The organism is Longilinea arvoryzae, assembly GCF_001050235.1.
In the GTDB taxonomy this organism is placed as follows: domain Bacteria; phylum Chloroflexota; class Anaerolineae; order Anaerolineales; family Anaerolineaceae; genus Longilinea; species Longilinea arvoryzae.
The window spans coordinates 3,040,272-3,063,120 of record NZ_DF967972.1 but is presented as its reverse complement, the minus strand read 5'-3'; the positions used below and the strand labels follow the sequence as shown (position 1 = coordinate 3,063,120).

General features: G+C 53.7%; 18 protein-coding genes and 1 tRNA gene. 5 read left to right on the top strand and 14 right to left on the bottom strand.

All coding sequences use genetic code 11. From position 1 onward, the window contains the following. Positions 1-11: 11 nt before the first annotated feature. From nuoE to LARV_RS13565, 9 genes are all read right to left on the bottom strand, one after another. Positions 12-491, bottom strand: coding sequence for an NADH-quinone oxidoreductase subunit NuoE (gene nuoE, locus LARV_RS13605; RefSeq protein WP_075074143.1), 480 nt, complete (start codon positions 489-491; stop codon positions 12-14). Positions 492-571: 80 nt separating this feature from the next. Further along, positions 572-2,353 (bottom strand): NADH-quinone oxidoreductase subunit NuoF, encoded by a 1,782-nt coding sequence (locus LARV_RS13600; protein ID WP_075074142.1) that lies wholly within the window; start codon positions 2,351-2,353, stop codon positions 572-574. A 33-nt stretch (positions 2,354-2,386) separates the two neighbouring features. After that, a complete protein-coding gene (locus LARV_RS13595) occupies positions 2,387-2,755 on the bottom strand; it encodes a (2Fe-2S) ferredoxin domain-containing protein (RefSeq protein WP_075074141.1) in 369 nt (122 codons plus the stop codon). A gap of 10 nt (positions 2,756-2,765) precedes the next feature. Next, positions 2,766-3,359, bottom strand: coding sequence for an ATP-binding protein (locus LARV_RS13590; protein WP_075075241.1), 594 nt, complete (start codon positions 3,357-3,359; stop codon positions 2,766-2,768). A gap of 20 nt (positions 3,360-3,379) precedes the next feature. Continuing rightward, a complete protein-coding gene (locus LARV_RS13585) occupies positions 3,380-3,886 on the bottom strand; it encodes an NADH-quinone oxidoreductase subunit NuoE family protein (protein WP_083522567.1) in 507 nt (168 codons plus the stop codon). A 129-nt stretch (positions 3,887-4,015) separates the two neighbouring features. Then, on the bottom strand, positions 4,016-4,771 hold the full coding sequence (locus LARV_RS13580) for a PHP domain-containing protein (RefSeq protein WP_075074140.1): 756 nt from the start codon (positions 4,769-4,771) through the stop codon (positions 4,016-4,018). Between the two features lie 30 nt (positions 4,772-4,801). Continuing rightward, positions 4,802-5,146, bottom strand: a complete 345-nt coding sequence (locus LARV_RS13575; protein WP_075074139.1) for a hypothetical protein — start codon at positions 5,144-5,146, stop codon at positions 4,802-4,804. A gap of 34 nt (positions 5,147-5,180) precedes the next feature. Continuing rightward, on the bottom strand, positions 5,181-6,152 hold the full coding sequence (locus tag LARV_RS13570) for a CBS domain-containing protein (protein ID WP_172797877.1): 972 nt from the start codon (positions 6,150-6,152) through the stop codon (positions 5,181-5,183). 17 nt (positions 6,153-6,169) lie between these two features. Beyond that, positions 6,170-6,553, bottom strand: coding sequence for a DRTGG domain-containing protein (locus LARV_RS13565; RefSeq protein WP_083522565.1), 384 nt, complete (start codon positions 6,551-6,553; stop codon positions 6,170-6,172). A gap of 266 nt (positions 6,554-6,819) precedes the next feature. Between LARV_RS13565 and hisS the strand changes: the two genes are divergently transcribed. The 4 genes from hisS to LARV_RS20210 all read left to right on the top strand — a co-directional run bounded on the left by hisS (position 6,820) and on the right by LARV_RS20210 (position 11,958). After that, complete coding sequence (gene hisS, locus LARV_RS13560; RefSeq protein WP_075074137.1) at positions 6,820-8,103, top strand: histidine--tRNA ligase; 1,284 nt, start codon at positions 6,820-6,822, stop codon at positions 8,101-8,103. Between the two features lie 19 nt (positions 8,104-8,122). Continuing rightward, positions 8,123-8,197: transfer RNA gene (locus LARV_RS13555), tRNA-His, on the top strand. A 414-nt stretch (positions 8,198-8,611) separates the two neighbouring features. Further along, positions 8,612-10,372 carry an HD domain-containing phosphohydrolase gene (locus LARV_RS19905; RefSeq protein ID WP_172797876.1) on the top strand — a complete coding sequence of 587 codons (1,761 nt, stop codon included), beginning with the start codon at positions 8,612-8,614 and terminating at the stop codon, positions 10,370-10,372. Beyond that, positions 10,369-11,958 carry a DNRLRE domain-containing protein gene (locus LARV_RS20210; RefSeq protein WP_152031801.1) on the top strand — a complete coding sequence of 530 codons (1,590 nt, stop codon included), beginning with the start codon at positions 10,369-10,371 and terminating at the stop codon, positions 11,956-11,958. The genes LARV_RS19905 and LARV_RS20210 overlap by 4 nt, the downstream gene beginning before the upstream one ends. 10 nt (positions 11,959-11,968) lie before the next feature. Here the strand turns inward: LARV_RS20210 and LARV_RS13530 are convergent, their stop codons facing one another. Beyond that, positions 11,969-13,273: an MFS transporter gene (locus tag LARV_RS13530; RefSeq protein ID WP_083522563.1), complete on the bottom strand. Its 1,305-nt coding sequence runs from the start codon at positions 13,271-13,273 to the stop codon at positions 11,969-11,971. Between the two features lie 330 nt (positions 13,274-13,603). Between LARV_RS13530 and LARV_RS13525 the strand changes: the two genes are divergently transcribed. Next, complete coding sequence (locus LARV_RS13525) at positions 13,604-14,356, top strand: response regulator transcription factor (RefSeq protein ID WP_075074133.1); 753 nt, start codon at positions 13,604-13,606, stop codon at positions 14,354-14,356. Positions 14,357-14,360: 4 nt separating this feature from the next. Here the strand turns inward: LARV_RS13525 and LARV_RS13520 are convergent, their stop codons facing one another. From LARV_RS13520 to LARV_RS13505, 4 genes are all read right to left on the bottom strand, one after another. Further along, positions 14,361-15,314 (bottom strand): DMT family transporter, encoded by a 954-nt coding sequence (locus LARV_RS13520; RefSeq protein ID WP_075074132.1) that lies wholly within the window; start codon positions 15,312-15,314, stop codon positions 14,361-14,363. A 76-nt stretch (positions 15,315-15,390) separates the two neighbouring features. Continuing rightward, on the bottom strand, positions 15,391-17,079 hold the full coding sequence (locus LARV_RS13515; protein ID WP_075074131.1) for a pyridoxal-phosphate dependent enzyme: 1,689 nt from the start codon (positions 17,077-17,079) through the stop codon (positions 15,391-15,393). A 29-nt stretch (positions 17,080-17,108) separates the two neighbouring features. Next, on the bottom strand, positions 17,109-22,085 hold the full coding sequence (locus LARV_RS13510; protein ID WP_075074130.1) for a GAF domain-containing protein: 4,977 nt from the start codon (positions 22,083-22,085) through the stop codon (positions 17,109-17,111). After that, positions 22,054-22,830, bottom strand: a complete 777-nt coding sequence (locus LARV_RS13505; RefSeq protein WP_172797875.1) for a ParA family protein — start codon at positions 22,828-22,830, stop codon at positions 22,054-22,056. Before LARV_RS13505 ends, LARV_RS13510 begins: the two co-directional genes overlap by 32 nt. Positions 22,831-22,849: the final 19 nt, after the last annotated feature.

Below are 22,849 nucleotides of genomic sequence, written 5' to 3'. Positions count from 1 at the left end.
TGCTCCTGTGATTAACTGTAACGAGCAAGGATCTCAGCGACCTGTTCGGGCAGGATGTTTCCGTAGATGTCGTCATCGACGATCATGACCGGCCCTACGCCGCAAACGCCCAGACAACTCGTCGTGACCAGCGTCCATTTCCCATCCGGGCTGGTTTCGCCAGGTTCGAGGTCGAGATTGTCCAGCAGACTCTGCCAAACCTTGCGGCCGCCGACGACGTGACAGGGTGCGCTTTCGCAGAACTGGATCACGTGCCTGCCGCGTGGTTTTGTGGAAAGCATCCGGTAAAAACTGGAAACCGAAAACAATTGGCTTTTTGGAACGCGCAAACGCTGGCTGATTTCATCCAGCGCCTGCGCGGGAAGATATCCAAGGGCGCGGTTGACATCGGTAAGAATTGGAATCAATTCATCGATCGTGGCACCGTGTTCTTCTACGGCTCTCTTTACCGCTTCGAGAACGACCTGGCCATCTAAGGTTGCAACGGTCATACTCTCCTCCTTGGTAGTATCGAAATTCTGTGAATGAGGATTGTGAGGTGCGTTGTATAGAAAACGCACCTCTTGACATTCTATCGAATAACGATCGCGTTAAAGTTACAGACCTGCATGCAGATACCGCAGCGGACGCAGACCTCTGGATCGATCTTATGCGCCTGACGGCGCTCGCCAGTGATTGCGCCGGTGGGGCAGTTGCGCGCGCAAACGGTGCAACCGGTGCAGATATCGGGCTGAATCTCATAACGGATCAGGCCCTTGCAAACCTTGGCCGGGCAGCGCTTTTCGCGAATATGAGCCTCATACTCCGCGCGGAAGTGCTTGATTGTGCTGACCACAGGCGTAGTCGCGCCCTGGCCCAGACCGCACAGGCTGTCCTGCTTGATTTGTGCGCTAAGTTCCTCGAGCAGTTCGATATCGCCTTCCTGGCCGCGGCCGTCGCAGATACGATTCAGGATATCCAGGATGCGCCGGGTGCCGACGCGGCACGGCGTACATTTTCCGCAGCTTTCTTCCTGGGTAAATTCCATGAAGAAACGGGCGATATCCACCATGCAGGTATCTTCATCCATGACCACCAGACCGCCGGAGCCCATCATCGAGCCGGCAGCCGTCAGCGACTCATAGTCGACCGGCAGATCCAGGTATTGTTCGGGCAGACAACCGCCCATCGGGCCGCCGGTCTGGATGGCTTTGAATCCCTTGTCGTCCTTGATGCCGCCGCCGACATCGAAAATGACTTCGCGCAGGGTGATGCCAAACGGCACTTCGATCAGGCCGGTGCGTTTGACATCGCCAGCCAATGCGAAGGTTTTGGTGCCTTTGCATTTTTCGGTGCCGAATTGGTTATACCAGGCGGCGCCGTTGGTGATGATTTGAGGAGTGTTCGCGTAAGTCTCGACGTTGTTGACGTTGGTGGGTTTAGCCCACAGGCCGCTGACCGCCGGGAAGGGCGGCCGCGGACGCGGTTCGCCGCGCTTGCCCTCGATGGACGCCATCAAGGCCGTCTCTTCGCCGCAGACGAAAGCGCCTGCGCCCATGCGAACTTCCAGATCGAAGGAGAAGTCCGTTCCGAGGATATTCTTGCCCAGGAAGCCCATCGATCGGGCCTGTTCGATGGCGATGTTCAGGGTCTGAACGGCGATCGGGTATTCAGCGCGGCAGTAGATATAACCTTGCGAAGAACCGATGGCGTAGGCGGCGATGGTCATACCTTCTACGACCGCATGCGGATCGCCTTCCAAAACGCGCCGGTTCATGAACGCGCCCGGGTCGCCTTCATCCGCATTGCAAATAACATAGCGTATCGGTCCAGCGCTCGCGCGACAGAATCCCCATTTCTTGGCTGCCGGGAAACCCGCGCCGCCGCGGCCGCGCAGACCGGAAGCCAGGACTTCGTCGATCACCTGTTCAGGGGTCATGGAAGTCAGCGCTTTCGCCAACCCCATATATCCGTCTTCGGCAATGTAATCCTCGATATTTTCAGGATCGATCTTGCCGCAATTACGCAGAACGACGCGGACTTCTTTGGCCGTGGGGGCTCGCAGCTCTTCATCTCCGAGCGCTTTAACCGGCAGCTCGAATTTGTTTGCAATGCGCCCTTTAAGGAAGTGCTCTTCAACGATATACGGAATGTCATCTACAGTGTAGCCGGCGTAATGCACGCCTTCCGGATACACCATCATTTCGGGACCCTGAGAACAGTTCCCGATGCGAGAGGTTTCGAGTACCTGGACTTCATCGATCAACCCCTGCGAAACAAGTTCGTCCTGGAGGGCATCCAGGGTTTCGTGGGCGCCCTTACGCAAACATTCAGGATCGACGCAGACCAGTACATGTGAGCGGTAATACTTCATTTGGATAACCTTATCGATATGTATTTTGGGTTACTACATGTTAATTTTGTGATCTTCGACGACTTTACCATCGCCTACATGTTCTTTGAGGATGCGGCGAGCTACCTCGGGCGTGACTTTCCCGTAGGTGACTTTGGGCTCTTCACCAACCGTTACCATGACGATGGGTTCGCGTTCGCATAAACCAATGCATCCGGTCTGGGTGACTGTGATCCCGGTCAGGGTGTCCTTTTCGATCGTTTCCAGAATGGCCTTCATTGTCTCACGAGCGCCTGCGGCAATTCCACAGGTGCCCATGCCCACAACGATCTGAATTTGACCGGAAGCGGTTTTCATTTTGCGCTTTTCCAGCGCTTCTTCACGAATTCTTTTCAAATCATCAAGGTTCTTAATCGTAGGCATCGCATTGCTCCTATAGAGTAGGTTGTTCGTGGTCCGAGGTTGTTGTGAATGCTGTTTCATCCACAGGCTGGTTGGCCTGAATTCCTTCGCTGATCATCTCCCGTAAGAACTGGATGACGGTTGGCTCACTGAGCGGTATCCCATCCAACTCATCTTTAACGGTTGTGTCGTCGAAGATAAACTCACGGTCATTCCCGCGATAGGTAAAAGTCCAATGGACTTTTGGATAACCAATGACCAGACTCAAAATGGTGCCAGTTAAATCTCCGAGTGGCATGCGGTCGATGTGGCTGCGTTGAAATTCCACATCCACCCGGGTTCCAGTCCCTTTCCGTGAGTGAACGGTCAGATAACCGTTGCAGCCTTCCGCCGCCATCTTCAGAAAGGGGAGTCCCAATCCCACCTTGCGGGTGGTGCGGGAAGTGACAAATGGATCGGTGACGCGAGCGGCGGTTTCGGCATCCATGCCAACGCCGTCGTCAACGATTTCCATACGCAGGCGGTCGGTACGCGAATCTTCCGAGACGAGAATCCGAACGTTTTTTGCTTTCGCATTGACGCTGTTCTCGGCGATATCCAGAAGATGGAGGGATAATTCTCTCAAACCGGCCTTCTTGTTAAAGATCAATCCTGCAGAGCGCGTAGAGATTGCGGAAGCTTGTTCGGGCGTACGCGGCCGGACACTTCGTCGTCCAGCACCATGACGGGCGCCTGACTGCATGCGCCGACGCAGCGGCAGACTTCCATCGTGATGGCGCCATCTTTGGTCGTCTGGCCGACATCGATACCCAGAAGCTGCTTGGCTTTTTCGATCAACTGCGGCGTTCCGCCGACGTAGCAGGCGGTTCCCATGCAGAATTTGACGACATGGCGGCCGCGAGGTGTGGTTGTAAAGAAGGAATAGAACGAAACCACGCCATGAATCGAACTTACTGGAACTTTCAAATTTTTGGCTGCATAGGCTTGCATGGCCTCGGAAATGAAGCCAATCTGCTTTTGCATTTCATTCAGGACGACCATTGTCGCGCCGGGTCGATCTTGATTCTCGGTCAGAATGCGATCGATAATCGCCTTCTGTTCAGGGTTGCACAATGGATCGTTTACGGGAATGTTTTCAAGAATGTCGTGCATACATTTCTCCAGAACGGTAATTTGGATTTTATCGGTCTCCAAGCCGTATTTCTCTAAGTTTAGTGTACAAAATAATCCTTGATCATTTCAATTTATGAATGTCATTGAAAGCGCTGAAACACATCCGGGTTATCGGTCTGTGCCCGCTTCAAGGATTGTCAAAGTACGATCATCCAGGTCATTCAATGCTTTCCTAAGCTCTTCCACCCGCGGCGCTTCGACCTGGAGTTGATTCAGGCCGAGGAATTCATTCAAGCGATGCGCGTCTCCGCTTTTGATCAAAGGAATTTGCCCAATTTGCGGATAGGTCGAACGGGCAACAGCCGGTGTCGTGTGGCGGGAGATTTCCAATGCTTCGATGGGTGTGTCGATGGGCATAAACCCCAGGTTGGCAATCATTCCGAATGCCTTACGATCGATATGCGCCGGGATGAACAGGCCACCCAATTCCATCACCTTATCCCAGGCTTCCCGGATCGAGATCGCCGCTGAATTGAGTAACAGGCGGGTTTCCCGACGGATGAAATCACCGGTTTCATCCACTACCAATTGTTCGCCAAAATAATCTGGCCGGTTTTCCAGCGGTGGCAGTGCAGCATCGATGAACTGCTGAAATGCCAGGATTTGATCCAGTGTATCGAAGAGGCATAAGCTGTGAATTTCTTCCTGTGTTTGCACCTCCATTCCTGCTGTGATGGTGAGATCAGTCCCTTTGGCCGCGTTGATGACGGCTTCGACGTTTGCGCTTGCGTTATGGTCTGTAATGGCAATCCATTCAATTCCTCTCGAAAGCGCTTCTTCGACAATCAACGGTGGGATCATCTCGATTTCTGCGCAAGGTGAAAGAACCGTATGAACATGGAATTCTGCTCGAATGGCCTTCACCTGTGTTCTCCCGAGCCGCCTTTTCGGAGGTTAATTACTCCGCAATCCCAGCTCCCACAACTGACCGACGACAAAAAAAGTGGGTTCTTTCGACGACAGAAGGGTGATCCCTTCCTCATTGGCCTTGGCAACCGTGGCCGGTTCGGGCATGGCGCCTTCAGTGATAATGACTGCGCTCTGATCGAGCAGCGCAGCTACGGCAACGATATTGGCGTGGGCCTGCAGCGTAACCCAAATCCCCTGGTGCGGCGCGCCGGCCATAACGCAGCTTAGCAAATCAGAGGCGTAGCCCGCGCTGGGTTCGATCTTGTCAAATTCCTTGGGTATGGTTAGAACTGTCAGGTTCAATCGATCGATGATTTCTTGCAGATTCATGGTGTTTTCTCTCTAAGATGGGTCGCAGGTTTCTTTAGCGGCTCTTTTTTTCTTGCAGGTAGATCTTCATCCGCAGGCGAGTGCCTTTACCGACCGTTGATTCGAGCAGCATCTGGTCGACGCAGCGGGAGATGTTGACCAGACCCATTCCAGCGCCGAAACCCAGTTCGCGAATTTCTTCACTGGCGGTCGAATAACCCGGCCGCATGGCCAGTTCGATATCCTTGATGCCGGGGCCGTAATCGTAGGCATCGATCGAGATTTGATGCGGTTCGATTTCGACCCGGATCACGCCGCCCTCGGTGGTGTGGATGATGAGATTCATCTCGGCTTCATAGACCGCGATGCCTGTCCGGCGGGCGATCTGGGTATTGGCCCCCAGGCGCACCAGGGCGCGTTTGATGTTGCTGGAAGCTTCACCCGCGTGTGAAAAATCATGGGCTTTGATGTTGTATCGCAGGATCAGGCTGGTCCGGTCGGATACGATATCTTCAAAAAGGTGGCTGGCGCGGTAGCGGCGGACTTCTTCGGTGTGATAGTCTTGTTGCAGCGCCTTCAACAGGCTGCGCGTGATATCGCCCTTCGTCAGAATGCCGATCAGGTTTCGTTCGCCATCCAAAACCGGCAAACGGCCGACCTTGGCGTTCACGAAAATCTTGAGCGCATCGACCAGCGGATCGCTATCTCTGACCATGAGGACGTCCGTGGTCATATATTCATTCACATGGGCGTCCAGCCTGTTGTCGCGCATGCACAGGATTAGATCTTCGATGCTGAGAATCCCAATCACGCCCCCCGTCGCCGAAACCACCGGCGCCCCCGAAATCCGGGCTTCGCGGAACAAGTCGAGACACTGGCGCATGGTCAACTCTGGCCTGACGGTCTTTGGATTACGTCCCATCGCCTCGCGGACTTTGATCTCATAGGCCAACTCTTCGACGCGAGTAATATACTCGGCCATCTGGTCGGTCATGATTCTGGAATGTTGGGATTCGTTTTCGGTCATCATATTCAACCGTCAGATTATCCGCAATCTCTTCCGTAATCTTCGCAATCCATCGGCAATTCCATACTTGGCATGCCGGCTTGATACAAACGGCCGCACAATTCGAACATCCCATACGGCGATGTTATCAATGGAATCTGTTCGGAATTTGCCAGATCGATCGTTTCCTGGGGAGGATATTTTCCGCGTACCAGGACGATTGCAGCCACATCAGCCATTTGTGAAGTGCGCACGACTTGCGGATTGCATAAACCTGTTAATAAGACAGCTTCGGGTTGAATGGAAGCCAGTACGTCACTCATTAAATCGGCTCCACATCCACCCTTTATTTCGTGGTCTACATCAGTAGGGTTTGTAAGGAGCTTGCCATCCGTAATTCTAATCAAATCACTTACATTCATGATCACCTGGGACCTCAATCATTGTAATGAGAACCTCCATAATTTTACTATGAAGCGAGCTTTTTTTGTGAAAAATACCACATATTAAATGGACGATTCTTAACCGAATATTAATGAGCAGCCTCATTGATTATAAGGTTTGGCGAAGTAAAAATAAGTGGTATTACTCCACATTTGGTCGTTTATTGTCATACAAGATTCCATCCAATTCTTGAGTTCCTTTTATGTTAAAATGATCTCATCATAGTGCTTTGCGAAGGTGCCTTATGAAAACCATTATTCAATCGGTAAAGGGTACGCGTGATTTTTATCCGGAAGAGATGGCGGTTCGTTCCTGGTTGCATTCTGAGTTGAGAGAAGTCTCGGAATCTTTTGGTTATCAGGAATACGACGGGCCCTTTCTCGAGAAAGTCGACCTGTATGCCGCAAAATCGGGCGAGGAACTCGTCAAAGAACAATGCTTCGTCTTTGAAGATCGCGGCGGCGGATGGGTGACGCTGCGCCCCGAACTGACACCATCGCTTGCGCGCATGGTGGCTCAAAAACAAAACGAGTTGGTCTATCCCCTACGCTGGTGGTCCTTTGGTCCATTCTGGCGGTATGAACGCCCGCAAAAAGGGCGCACACGCGAATTCTTCCAGTGGAACATCGATTTGATTGGAGCTTCCTCGGTCGAGGCGGACGCAGAATTGGTTGCGGTTTGCATCCGATTTTTTCAGCAGGTCGGCCTGAAATCCTCACAGGTACACGTGTTCGTAAACAACCGTCGATTGATGGACTCCGAACTCCAATCCCTTGGCGTTACCCCAGAGCAGAAGACCGGCGTCTTCCGTCTGATCGACCGGCGCGAGAAATTAAATCCCGAAGCCTGGAAAGCGTACGCCATGGAACTGGGATTGAGCGAAACGCAGTTCGATGGGATCCGGGCTTTACTGGCGGATCCGGATTTATGGAAAAAGTCACCCGATCTGGTCCGATTGTTCGAGATCCTGGAGAAGATGGGCATCGCCGAGTTTATCAGCTTCGATCCGCAGATCATTCGTGGGCTGGATTATTACACCGGTACGGTGTTCGAAGCCAAGGATATGGACCGCGAAGGCCGCTCGATCCTGGGCGGCGGGCATTATGATAACCTGGTCGGCGATGTGGGCGGCGAACCGCTTCCGGGGGTTGGCTTTGCCATGGGCGACGTGATGGTATCCCTCGTGCTGCAAAAATACGGCTGCCTGCCGACCTTCGAGCGCTGCCCGGCACAGGCTCTGGTGACGGTGTTCGATGCGGACCGGTTGCCGGCGTCGTTTGCACTGGCAGCCAGTATGCGTCAGGCCGGCGTCAAAACGTTATGTTATCCGGATCCGGTCAAATTGCAAAAACAACTAAAGTACGCGGATCGGATGGGCGTGCGGTTTGTGATCATCGTTGGGCCGGACGAAGCCGCCGAAAATATGGCGACCGTCAAGGACTTGATTCGCCATACCCAGTCGACGGTTCCGCAGGCTCAGGTGGTTTCAACGATCCAGCAGTTTCTTGATAATCCTCCGGTCTTGTGATACAATCTTGGCCGTTACGGTGGGTGTAGCTCAATGGCAGAGTGCGTGACTGTGGATCACGATGTTGTGGGTTCGACCCCCATCACCCACCCCAGAACCCCGGATGAATCCCGGGGTTTTTCTTTTCACGCTGTTATCCCCAGAAGGGGCTGATGGGTACGACCCCCATCACCCACCCCAGAACCCCGGATGAATCCCGGGGTTTTCTTTCTGTCAACGTTGATTACACTCTGGATTTATGGGTCAAAATTCTGTTTTTATTATTGACCCTGAGCAGAACGGCAATTTATTAATAGATTTTAATAATTCATCGGACAATTATAAATGTTCTAAGAATTGAAAAGCGGTAATTTTCGGATTTCAACAGATTTTTCTTTTTCCTTGGAACGGTTTTTGCATCATAAGAGCCAGTCGCAGGATGGTTGGATTGATACGCCTGCATGGTTACTTCGTTGAAAATTTGATGGTTCGCTGCTCGATGAAAAGATCCCGATGGATGGGGGTTCCTATGAATTACCTCGGCGTGGTCGACTCGCCCCAATTTCGTGCCACTGAAAAAATCAAATGGCCCATCCGTTTGAAAATTACACTGCCTTTTCTATTCCTGGCGCTTGCCGTCGCAACCGGGGTGACTATTCTCTTCTGGCGGATTGTTCTTGAGAACGTAGACGAGCGCTTCAACAATCAATTATACGAAGCCGGGCGTCTGACCGCCGACGCCATTGCCTCCATTGAGAGCAATCAAGCCGAATCGATTCGTCTGTTCGCGAATACTGCCGGAGTTGCCGAAGCGCTTCGTTCGAAGGATGCTGAGGAAGTGCGGCGCCTGGTGATGGGCGCGGTCGTGAACAATCAAGTCCAGGCAGTCGAATTCATCGATACGAGCGGCGCGCTCGTCCTGGCGATTCGCCAGCGCCAAAACACCGAAACAATTAGCTATGAATACGTCCAGGATGGGCTGCCGGTATTTGCGGCCTGGCCAATCGTTCAAAAGGCGTTGGAGAGTCAGCCCGGTGATTTCCAAAAATATGCCAGCTTCGTTCAGACCGATTGGGGATCGTATTTTTACGTCGCCGGCCCGGTGCGGAACAGTGCACAGGAAATAACTGGAGTGACCCTGGTCGGGTTGCCCGTATCGGCCCTGGCGCGCATGTTGCGGGAAGCAACCCTGGCGCAGGTGACCCTCTATGATTTCGAAGGGCAGCCCATATCGACTTCATTCCCGACCACGGGATACACGCAACCCCTGGATCGTTCCCTGATCGACGAAATTCTCACCAAACAGGATATCTCATCTTTCCGGCGGGATGCATCCAGCCGGGATATATCAGGTAAGGACCTGGATTATGGCGAAATTCTGGGACCCTGGGAGACGAATAACGGTGAAGATATCGGTCTGGTCGGATCGGCGTTGGTAAAGAACGTTTTGATCACGGCCACCTTGCCCTCCAGAATATTGACGATCAGTTTGGTTTTTTTGACCGTACTTTTGATCATCCTGATCGGTTTTAACTTATCGACGGTCATCACAAGACCGCTGGTCCATTTGATGAAGGCAACCCAGTCCGTAGCCTCGGGGGACCTGGAGGTTCACGTCGCCAAGGAATCGAATGATGAAATCGCTGTACTTGCGGATTCTTTCAACGTGATGATCCAGAACCTGACCCAGACTCACCAGGAGATGGTCAGCAACTATGACAGCACTCTGGAGGGTTGGGTAAAGATCCTGGAGATTCGGGATAAGGAAACCAGCGGCCATTCTCAACGCGTGGTCGAGTTGACCATGGCCATCGCCGATGTGATGGGCATCCCGGAAGATCGGAAGGTGACTCTTCATCGCGGGGCGCTGCTGCACGATATCGGCAAACTGGGCATCCCGGACTCGATCTTGTTGAAGAACGGACCGTTGACCCCGGAAGAGATGAAGATCATGCGCAAACACCCGGCGTATGCGTACGAGATGTTGCGAAATATTCCCTATCTGGCTCAGGCTTCCGTCATTCCTTTTTGCCACCATGAATGGTGGAATGGAAATGGATATCCTCGCCAGTTGATCGGAGAATCGATTCCACTGGAGGCGCGGGTTTTCGCGATTGTGGACGCCTGGGATGCATTAACGACCGACCGCCCATATCGGAAAAGAGTCACCCCGGGCGAAGCCCTGGACGTGATCATTGGCGAAAGCGGGCGCCAATTCGATCCCAGGCTGGTCGAGATTTTCGCTCATTACATCGAAACCAATTTCCTGGGTGGTAAGGTAACGATTTGAAACGCCAGCTTGGCCCTTTCATGACCTATCAATACCTTTGGGCGATATTGATTTGTGTCGCCCTGCTGTTCTCCATTTTCCCATCGATCTTCGATCCTTATGAGACGATCGGTTTTCTGGATAAGCCATTGCATTCGATCAACGGTGTAACCTACACCATGCCGGACGACCCTGACAATATCGCCGTGGTCGAGATGTCCGTCATCGAGGAAGCACTCTCTGACCAGGGCATCGATTCGCCGACGGTTCAAGCCATATCGACGCAATTATTCCAGGATATCCTGACCCCGGTGGCAACGGCGACCGTTTTTCCGAACAGCTTTCTCTTTCCGACCCTTATCCCATCACCGACGCTTTCGTATTGGGTGCAGACGGCTACTGCTTATGCCTCCATAACGAAAACACCGACCCTTATGTTGCAATCGACACATACACCGAGTCCCACTCACATCGTTGGCATCGTTCGAACTGCAACCGCCACCCGCCGACCGGCGCCTTCAGGCACCCAAACGCCATCCTCGACACCTTCGCCAACGGCCACAGCCACCCAGACTCCAACTTCAACGATAACCCCGTCCGCGACAACCACCTCGACCATGACCCCCACACCAACGGCAACTTCCTCCGCCACCCCGTCAGCCACACCATCTGCCACTCCGACGGCTACCCTCACGGCCTCGGTGACACCTTCTGCCTCCCCAACCGCGTCTCCGACGGTTACTCCAGGAGTGGGGTCGCCCACCCAGACGTCCACAGCTACCTCTTTCAATCCCACTATCACACTCGGCCCGACGCTTACCGGGACGCTGCTTCCGACACCCACGCCAACGCCGGCCACTCTACCGACGCCAGTCGACACCCTCACGCCAACCATCACAGTTACGAATGCACCCACCGTCACACTTACACCGACGCCAGACCCGACAGCCATACCTACGCTGACAGCCACATCCACGCCCGAACCAACTATCACACCGACGCCGACCTTGACCCACACGCCAACCGTGACGCCTACTACCGGACCGACTTCGACGCCAACACCTGAACAGTGTATCCTGCCGGGTGCCATCGTTGGGGTGTTGCCTTCGGATGATTCATATATCTATCGGGTAAAACCGGATGCGAATTATGGCAGCGAGCCCATGATCGACATTCGACCGGATTTCAACGGTGAAATGCGCGGTCTGTTACGCTTCGATCTGTCCGCAATTCCGGCGGGCGCCACGATCCTGTCCGCTCATCTTTATCTGACCCCAACCGATGCGAACAATGGGCAGGTGAATATGATCTACCGCCTGACTTCAAATTGGTATGAAGAAACCGCGACCTGGAATGAGCCGTGGGGCGTTCCGGGTGGGGATTATGACCCCGCCAGCCTCTATGGAGATTTCGATGCCGGATCGACGGGTTGCGTGACGAGGGTGGACGTTACCAACTTGATAACCGGTTGGGTGGATGGAACGTATGCAAATTACGGTCTCTTGATCACTGCCGCCGGTCCGAGATCCTTTGCACGATACATTAGCAAAGACGATCCAGCGCATCCTGACCTTGCTCCGCGCCTGGATGTGGTCTATATCCCCTGAGCGACGGGTTCTACCGGTCCGTTCGATCGTGGAGCCGGTTGGCCACTGACCAGGCGCTGATCTGGGTGATTAAGGTAATCACAACCAGTGGGATAAACCCTAATGTTTTGATCAGAACTCCCGAGATGCTGGTGGAAAGAATCACCAGGCCCAGCAGGAATTGGGTGAAACCGATCATCAATGATCTTTCTTCCGGTTGCGCGATGTTCAACAGTAAGCTGGAAGAGGAAATACCAAATCCGGTTCCGCGTACGCCCGCCAGAAAGAACACCGGCACCAACCAGAGCGCCGCCAGCGTCGGAGTGATTTTCAGGTTTTTCCCAAACAGGGCCAGGAGCAGCATCAGCAGAATCATTGCGCCACCTGCGGAGGCTGCCAGGCGGATGACCTTCTGGTTGTCAGTTTTTCGCGATAATCTGCCGAAGAAAATGTTTGATAGTAAGTTCGAGACCATCAAGACGCCCAGGTAGGTGCCAATCCATTGCGGGTCGACCTGAAATTCCTCTTCTACATATATGGCGAAAAAGGGGATGGCCATGGTCGATAGAATCATCAATGCGATGGTGATCACCAAACGGCGGTAATTCACATTGGTTTTGAGAACCGCTAGAGCGATTCGGAATTGCTTCATCGCGTTTCGGCGCGGAAGGATATTCTCGTCCGGCTGCTCTTGTACCTGATTGAAAATCAACAAGGAAACCGAAGCCAGAACGAAGTATGCGAAAGCCAGGGTGCCGTAATTGTGCGGAAATTGAAATGGTCCGCGATCCGATACCAACCAACGCACGAGAAAACTACCCCCGATGCCCAGAAGGCCGCTCACCCCGAAACGCCAGGCAAACAGTTCACCGCGTCGTTGGGGCGGGATCGTTTTACTGACGACTTCCAGGAATGGCAGGCTGCCAAACCCGCTGGCCAGCGAAGCAATTGAAAAACTGATAAAAAACGCAATCAGCATCCAATTTCGACCCAGATTGAGGTTCATGCTGAGCGCCAGCATGCACCAGGCCGAGATGCGAACGATGGAGGTTTCACGATAGGCGCGAATCTTTAGCGGGCGGTTTTGCAGAAATCCTGAAACCCACAATTGGGGCAAAGCCCAGAAAGCATCTCGTATGGGTAAAACCAGCCCCATGAGGATTGGATTTTGCGTCAATTGGCTGACAAAGCCAACCAGGACCAGCGTCGGATCGATCAGGGCTTCGGCAAAAATATAGAAAACCCCGTTAATGACAGCGAGGAGAAAATTTCTCTTGATCACTCTTTCTGAATTTGCGCGATCGGTACTCTGCGCGGCGGTCTCGAGTTCCATCATTTCCACGTAACCTGGTCGGAAAATAAAAATCGAATAAAGTTTATCCCAATTTACCGGATCGCGGTAGTCGATTCCGGCCCATCGAATCCATTTTTTCTGTGAATTCGAAACGGTTCGAAAACTTTAAGCAAAGTGAATTTATTTGATTATTGTAAAGTTGCAACAATTTTCATATAATAAACAAAGCCTGATCTTATTAACCAATTCCATCGAACTCCTTTGTCATTCTCCGGATGACAATTCATTGCTGGCTTACAGGGGATTTAATACCGGGTTTTATTTACTTTAGCTTCCCTGTTAGGATTGGCATGCGCATAGGGAAATATTGCCATGGCTGAAAATATCCGTGTCCTCGTTGTGGATGATGAGCAAATTGCCCGCTTGACTTTACAGCGGATTGTTCAGGTTGGGAAATATGATGTCGTCACAGTGGGGAGTGGGGAGGAAGCAATCGCCGCATTGAATGCCGAGCATTTCGATGTGATGCTGCTGGATCTGAACATGCCCGGCATGTCCGGGTTGGACGTTCTGGCGGATCCGATTGCAGCCTCGCCGGACCTGAAAGTAATTGTGTTGACCGCCTATGGATCGATGGAAACCGCCATTCAAGCGCTTCGGTTCCACGTTCATGATTATTTAGTAAAGCCGATTTCCAAAGAGCAGGTGCTTACCAGCATCGCGCAGGCCCTGGAAAGCCGCACGCTTCTCGAAAGCCGGATGTCCGAGGCAAAGCCTTCTTTGACTGAAACGACTCGCCGGGCAATCTACCAGATCGATAACGGCGTCGTCATCGATTGCGACCGGCGCGTTGTGAGCTGGAGTACTCTGTACATCCATCTGACGCCGACGGAAGCAAAACTGATGCATGCATTCCTGGATTCGCCCGGCATCGTGCTCAATCCTTCCGACCTGGTTTCTTTCAGCCACGGCTTCCGATCAGACCAACTCGAGGCGGCAAGGATATTACGGCCGGTCTTCTCACGTTTGCGGTCAAAACTGATCCCCATCCCCGGCGCCCAGGATTGGATTCGTAACGTGCGCGGAGCCGGCTATGTTTTCGAGGCCCCGGTAACGAAAGTCTGACCGCTTACGGAAGAGGATGTCCGGGAAACTCGCTGCCCGTGATACCCGGCGGATTGAGCCATGCCAACCATCCGGTCGAGCGGCGTTTTTCTGGCGGGTAGTGGTCGAAACCGACCAGCAGCAGGCTCGCGCATAACATCAGTGTGCCTGCCCACTGCCAGGGACTCATTTGTTCTCCCAACCACAGCCAGGAGAGCGCAACGGTCACCAGTAATTCTCCCAAGCCGAGCAGCGCCGTCTGCAGGCCGCCAAGATTCTTGACGCCGTAGAAAAGCGTCAGCCGGGAGATAAAGGTGAGGATGCCCATTCCGATGATCGGCCACCAGGGTGTCTGAAGCGCGGGAAAATCCGGCTTGAAAAGTACAAAGGCGAGGTCGACCGTCAGCGCCATGGAAAGTAAAGTATAGAAAGTGACGGTTGGAGCGGGTACTTCGTACAACACGCGCTGATTGATGATCAGGTGTAATGCATACAAGACGGCTGAACCAATCATCAAGACTGCCCCGAGCAGGTCGATTTTATGGGTCCCGGTCGAAAGCAACAGGATAACGCCCGGGATGGATAGACCAAGGCGAAAAATGGTCATCCGGTTCAGGGTTTGACGGTCGAGCAGCAGCCACAGGGCAACGAAAAGGGGATAGAAAGAGTAGAGCAACTGGCCGATTCCGGCGCTAATGCGGCTGAGGGCGGTGTAATACAGAATGGAACCCAATCCGTTGATCAGCCCTGCGATGATGCACCCGTACAACCCGACCGGGAAAATATAGAAGAATTGCCTCCGGTGGATCAACGTAATGATAAAAAGCAGGGTGACGGCGATGCTTGTGCGCAGGGCGACGACTGCCAGCGGTGTAAACCCGAACAGAATGGCCTGTTTCCCAAAGACGGGCACGATTCCAAGCAACAATGCGGAAGCCAATGCTGCCTGTATGCCTTTTATCCGCTGAGTAATCTTCATCTCGCGCGCCTATCTATGGGTAAACCATCAAATGGGTTGTTTTTTTCCCCGTACCGATAAACGTTCTGGGATGGGTCTATCTCAACAGGGCCCTGACTTCATCCAGAAGATCGTCGCTCAGAAAATCGCCTTTCTGCATCAGGGTTTGAATATGGCCGCGCAGGCGTTCTTTTTCTGCCGGCGTCAATTCCTTGGCTGTGACCACGATAATGGGGATGTCAGCCGTTTCCGAATCGGCCTGCAAGGCGTCCATGACGGCAAATCCATCCATTTCCGGCATCATCAAATCCAGGATGATCAGGTTGGGATGCTCTTTTTTGGCCAAGTCGATGGCCTCGAGGCCGTTGGTGGCTTCGAAGAGGGTGTAATTTCCCTGTGACTGCAGGATGCGGCGGATCAACTGGCGCACCTGCGGATTATCGTCAACGATGGCGATTCTGGGGAAGCGGTCGATGCCGACTTTGCTCAACGCGGCCAGCAAGCCTTCTTCCTTGCTCTCTTCCATCTCGTCACCGCCCAGGCTGGTGAGATCCTTCGACCAACCCTCGCCGAGAATATTGCGTTCAACGGGCATGGTATGTCCCGTGCAATTGATCACCACGCTTTCGTTGGGCTTGATGATCCCGGCGCGCACCATCTTGATCACGCCGGCAAAAGCGACCGCAGCAGCGGGTTCGACAGATAGGCCTTCCATTTTGGCGAGGAAATGCATGGCGCGGTAGGCTTCTTCATCGGAAACCATTTCGAGGAAACCGTCGGATTTCTCCAGGATCTTCTTGCGCAGCATGGTATAGGTGCGGCCCGGATCGCCGGTGGCGAGGGTGTGAATGAGGGTGCGCGGCGCGGCTACCGGTTGGGCAACATCCTTGCCCTGTTTCCAGGCATGAACCATCGGCGCGCAGCCTTCGACTTGAACAAGCCCGAATTTGGGGAAGTGATCGATCAATCCCATTTTCATGAGCTCATCGTAGCCTTTCAAGACACCCAGCGGGCCCATCCCGCCGCTGATGGATTGAATATACCAATCCGGCGCCTGCCAAACTGGGCCAGACAATGCGGAGGACTGCGACGGCGCTCCCAGCATACCGGTGAGCTGTTCGGAGGTTTCGAAGGCGATCGTTTTCATCGATTCGATGCACGGGATACTGCGCGCTCCGGTATCGAGAAACAGGCCGCGGCGTTTGGCAAACAGCGCCGCCGTTTGCTTGGCCTGGTCATAAGATCCGGTGACCTTGACCACCTGGGTACCGTAAAGAGCCGTCTCCCGCATTTTTACTGCCGGAACCAGGCTGGTCAAGAATACCCACAATCGAATGCCGGCCCGGGCGGCAAAGGCCGAATAGGCAATGGCGACATTGCCGGTGGAAGCCAACACCATTTCGTTTACGCCGGCTTCCTTCAGGGCCGCGATGGTGACGGCTGCCTGACGGTCTTTGAAGGAGTGGGTCGGCCCCTGGCGTTCATCTTTGATATAGATGTTCGAATTTCCCAGCATCAGGCCGAGATTGGTGGCGCGAAACAAGGGGGTTCCACCTTCACCCAGCGAAATCTCCGGACTGGGGGACTGAATCGGGAGCAGTTCATGGTAGCGCCAGAGATTGAACGGGCGGCCGGAAAGCAGCCCTGGTAAACGCTGACCGAGGGCCGCGTAATCATAATGCGCCTCCCGCCATTCAGACCCGCAATTGGGACAAACGGGAGAAAGAAGTGAATAAGGAGCTTGAAAACCACAATCCTGGCATTCAGCGATAATTTGAGTGGACATAGGCTATGCGTTTCGATCTTCGAAAAAAGTTATTCTTTCGGTAGGTGAAGCCTGCGAAGGGCTTCTTCGAGGAGTGTCAACAGATCGTTTTTCTTCAGAGAGCTCTTGGAAAGCAGATCTTTGCCAAATTCATTCAATTGTTTGTGCTGCTCAGCCGTCAGGTCCGCGCCGGTGAGAATGATGACCGGTATGCTGTCCCATTTGGGGTTGGTGCGCAATTGCTCGAGGACGGTGAATCCGTCCAGGTCCGGCATGAAAAGATCCAGCAAAATGGCATCCGGCGCTTTAGCGTTGATCAATTCCAGACCGGATTTTCCGCCCTCCGCAAGGATGACGTGAATGTTCTCGTTATCTTCGATGAGCTTCTGTAGCAGGCGGCGGTCGTCGGCGTCATCATCGATGATCAGGATTTCGTGAATCTTTTGGTCGCGATTCAGGCGGCTGATGGCGTTGATGAGATCTTCCTGCAAGAACGGTTTGACCAGGTATTCGGACGCGCCCAGGCTGAATCCGCGTTCTTCCTCTTCCAAAATGCTGCAGATAATTACCGGAATATTCCGGGTTTCAGGGTCGCTCTTTAATTCTGCGATGACTTGCCAGCCATCTTTTTCGGGCATCATCACATCCAATGTGATGGCGAATGGACGAACTTCTTTGACGGTCTGAACTGCCTTGCGAGGTTCGGTCAGCGGAATGACCTTATACCCCTGATTTTTCAAGAACCGTTCATAAAGACTGATCACCTGGGCATCGTCGTCGATCGCCAGAACCACATCTTCCGGCATCTGGCTCTCGGCCGGCGTCTCTTCGGTCAGAGGCGCAACCGGCTGAGGAAGCGGTAAAGTGAAGAAGAAGGTGGATCCGACGCCGACTTCGCTGTGAAGCAGGCCGATGCGTCCACCGTGCATATCGACCAGCGAGCGGCTGATGGAAAGACCCAGCCCGGTACCGCCGGTCTTGCGGGTCGGCGAATCATCCACCTGGGAGAAGCGCTGGAACAATTTGAACTGATCCTTTTCCGAGATACCCGGGCCGGTATCCGTGACAGTGAAGAGAACTTCGGGCCTGCCCTTTGGATCGGTGCCGGGACGGACATCGACCGTGATGGCGCCTTTTTCTGTAAACTTGGCAGCGTTCGAAATAAAGTTGATCAGCACCTGGCGTACACGGGTCGAATCGCAGCGCACTTCGGGCAGTTCCGGATCGACCTGGTGATGCAGCTTGATGGGCTTCTCTTTGACCAGGCCGATGGCTGTCGACATCACACTGTTGACCATGTCGGCCAGATTCACTTCCGTAAACTGGAGTTCCATCTTGCCGGCTTCGATCTTGGAAAGGTCGAGGATATCATTGATCAGATGCAGCAGGTGTTGGCCGGAATTGTAAATGGCCGAAAGGTCCTGATTTTGAGTCTCGTTGATCGATCCGTCGATTCCCTTGAGAATGACGCGCGAGAAGCCGATGATGGAATTGAGCGGGGTGCGCAGTTCGTGGCTCATGTTTGCCAGGAACTGGCTCTTGACCCGATCGACCTCTTTGATGTCCTCATAGGCCTTTTGCGAAACTTCATACGCGCGCGCGTTTTCGATGGCAATTGCAATTTGATCGGCCAGAATCAAGAACACGGATTGTTCTGCGGGTGAAAATGCCGATACCTTGTCGGATTGAATATCCAGCGCGCCAATAACCCGGTCGCCGATCTTCAAAGGCAGCGCCATTTCTGCCTGCGTATCCGGCAGCAAGGGGTTGGCAATATACAGTTCGCTCTGGAGGACATTGTTGACGATCAACGGCAGACCGGTCATGGTGACCGTACCGACGACGGTACGCGACCCGACTGCCAGTTTGTGCTCGCGTTTTTTCATATCCGCGCCGGCGTCGCCGGTCGCTTCGGAAATCACGGCGTAATGGCGATCTTCGTCGAGCATGAAAATGGCGGCATGATAATAATCGAACCGTTCGCGAACCAGATTGACGATACGGTTGAGCAACACACCCTGCGAGAGTGTGCTGGCCGTATCACGGGCGATCTCGGCAGCCGCTTGCAATTCCAATGCGCGCCGCTGAGCTTCGCCGAGCAAGCGCTGGCGTTCGAGAGCCACCGAGATGCTGTTTGCCGCAACCTGAATGGCGCGGAGTTCATCCTGGCTGACGTCCATGGGGCGGTTGGCCGAGATGACCAACAGGCCGATGGCCTTTCCGGAAGAACGCAAGGGCGCAAAAACACCGGATTGGATGTTAAATTTCTCCATCATGGCCAGCGAAACCGGATCAAATCCCGAATCGCGCAGATTCTTGATCACAACCAGATCACTGCTGATCTGGGCAAAGGAAGGGAAAGCGCTGGCCGGTTCGCGCGAAACCGGCCATAATCCTTCACCGGAGCGCGTTTGATTGGCAATGAATTCGAATTCTACGAATTCTCCCTCGGGATTGCGGTTGATTCCGATGATCGCCGCGCGGTCGGCCATGTGAGGCAGCAGGTTTTCGACGACCAGGTTGACCAGATCGTCAGCGTTACGCGCCTGGGCAATGCCATTGGAAATCCGGTACAACTGCTCTGTTTCCTGCAGTGCGAGTTGGGTTTGCTGGAACAAGCGCATGTTTTCGATCGAAGTCGCCATCTGGTCGACCAACGGCGGGTAGGAACGAATTTCGCGCGGGGTAAAATGATGCTTTTCTTCGGATTGCAGGAGGAGCACGCCCATTTGTTGTTTTCCGGCCCATAGCGGTAGGATGGCAAGCGAATGGACGTTTTGACGCAGGAACGCGTCCCGGGTGGAGGATTCCAGGTTACTTTCAGAGGTGTCATCGATGAAAACGGGGGTCGGGGTTACGAAAGCGCGTTCGTAAACCGTTCGAACGAATTCAGCGCCGACCGCGGATGGAGGAGTGCCCAGACCGCTATACCAGTTGGCGGCAACTTGCAGGTGCAGAAGGTTGCCAAGCGGGTCGTGTTCGAAAAGGATCATGACTGCGCGATTGATGGCCGACACGCGGATGCCCAGCGTGATGGCCGCGACCATTTCCTGCTGGTCGTTGGCCAGCGCCAGGCGGTGGCTGGCGTTATACAAGCCTTCAGATTCATCCAGGGAGGATTGCAACTGGTCGAGCAGGTCTTCGCGGATCAGGGTGTTTGCCAACGCTTCAGCAGCCACGCGCAGGACATTGATTTCTTCAGGCTTCCACGAACGTTCCTTCTCAAGGTCATCGAAGGCGATAAAACTGGGGATGGAGGTTTTTCCACCCACTGCGAGCAATAAAGTCGATTGGATGCCCTGCGACTGGAAGTACTGTTTTTCGGGCTCTTCCGCCTGACTGGCTGTCGCGGATATCCAGCCGTTGGCCTTTAATGCGGCGCTCCAATTGGGAAATTGAGCGACGTGTACTTGCTGCATTTTTAGCTTCCCCAATTTGAGAGAAGCGTTTTCATTCATCCATTCCGAGACCGGGACCCAATATGGTTTTTGATCGCTACCTTTACTCTGGGCAAAGAAAATTCGATCGGCCAGGGTCGCATCTGAAAGCGCATTCAAAACCTCACCCAGTGCCTTGGTGCCCAATTCGGTCAGTGTGGCGACCGATCGGGTCACGTTCGCCTGGTAGCGTTCGCGGTTTTCAAGGGCTTCGAGCGCCGTGCGGATTTCCTGGAACAGGCTGGCGTTTTCCAAAGCGCCGGCAAATTGGGATGCCACCGTCGACAGCATGTCGAGATGAGAACCGTTGTACCCGGCGGCCTGCCGGTAATCTTCCAGGACGATGGCGCCGATGACTTCATCACCCGTATTCACCGGTGCGGCGAGGATGGAGAGCGGCGCGACGGCGGGAATTTTGATGGATCTGGATTTTAGGGCCGCTTCGACGTCTTTTTCGGTCAGCAGGCTCTGGTTCGAGTGCGCGATCCAGCCCGCCAGGTCTTTCGCCAGTTCATCCGTGCTGCCCGAGATTTCGCCTTTGGGTTCAAGCAGAGTCGGATAACGAATCTCATCGACCTTCGAATCGTATTCGGCAATGAGCAGGCGATCGAATTCGAAAATCTGGCCCAGCATAGGAACGATTTCATCATAAATTTCTTTATGTGAAGCCAGTTTATTCAACTGCTGGCCAATCTGGTTTAGCGCGGAAAGATCCTGATTGCGGCGGCTGATCTCCTGCTCTGCGCGGACTCTTTCGCTCAATTCCTGTTGAACTGCGGCATAGAGTTCAGCATTTTCGAGAGCCATTTCCAATTGCGAGGCGACTTCCTCGACCAGCAGGCGATCATCTTCCGACCACTTGCGCCGGTAATCTTCGGAAACGATTTCCAGGACGGCTGAACCCTGTTCGCGCAAAGAAACGGGGATGGAGATCACCGCCGGCTGAAGATCATGGGCCGGTTCCATTCTGGACTGCGGTTTTTCACGCGCGGGGTGGTTCACCTCATCGGAGGCGCTCTTCTGCATCTGACCGGACGGGAGAGAATCGGGAATGATCTTCTCGATGTCCAGGCTGGTATGGCGCTGAGATTTATCCGGTTTATGGCCGTTGGGTTTCGGGGCTGGTTTGGGAGGTTGGATGTTCGCAGCCGGAGATTCGGACGGGGTTGGATTGAGGAAGGGCAGATCATCGGTCACGATTTGCGCATAGCCATAGAAACCCGGCTTGTTCCCATTGTTCGGCGGACGCCGGAAGATGGAAATTCGCACCGGAACCATGGCGGCTTCAGCGGAAACAAGGTAAACCTGTACTTCGGTTGGAAAATATTCCTGAGAAAAAGCAGCTTTCAGTTTGGGAGTCGATTGCGGCGCGACTGCAAACGTGAAGATGGATTGTCCGATAAACTGCGAGGTGGGGATCTCTAGGTAAGCAGACATCTCTGGACCGACCTGGATATATTCTCCCTGGGCATTGCATTCCCAGGACCAGGTTGGCGCAAGGACGGGACGATTGACCGACGCTTCGACGCCGGCAATTTCCAGGTCTGCGAAGAGGTTATTAAGCCGGCTCTGCAGATGTTTCTTTGACATATTCGATGATCTCCTGTGCCAGCGCCCGGTATTGAATGGCAGATCGAGTTTTTGGAGAATGATAGATGATCGGCAGCCCTGCGATTGGACTTTCGCGCAATTTCGTATCGGTCTCGATGACCGTTTCCAGAAGGCCGCCGGAGAAGGTGGTGTGAAGCTGTTCTGCAAGCGTGCGATGAACGCGATTTCGCCGATCGAACAGGGTAATCAACAAACGGTAAGTCAGGTGTGGGTTGGTTTGAGCACGGACTCGCCGGATGAGGGTCATCATATTCCGAAGCGCATAGACGGAGAAGAACTCAGCCTGGGTGGGCATGATCAGCAAATTGGAAGCGGTCAGCGCATCCAATGTCACCGCGCCAAGAAATGGGGGACAATCGATCAATATATAGTCGTAATCCAGTTCGGGATCCTGCAGGGCTTTTCGCAGCACCATTTCATATCCGGGCCGGCTTGGCAGATAGCGTTCGGTATACGTCATCTCGTTGTTGGCGGGGATGATGTCGAGTCCGGGAATGCCGGTTTCGCGGCTGATCCGGCTGGGTTGGGCGGATTCGAGCAGGATGTTTCCGGCAGAACGCTGGACCTTGCCCGGTTCGATGCCCAACGCCAGGGTGAGGTTGGCCTGGGCATCCAGATCGATCAACAGCACCTTGAGACCGGTTTCGACCAACGCAGCACCCAACGATAAGGCTGTGGTCGTCTTGGCGACTCCGCCTTTTTCATTTGCGATTGAGATTATCACGGCCATCTCTACCCTCGCC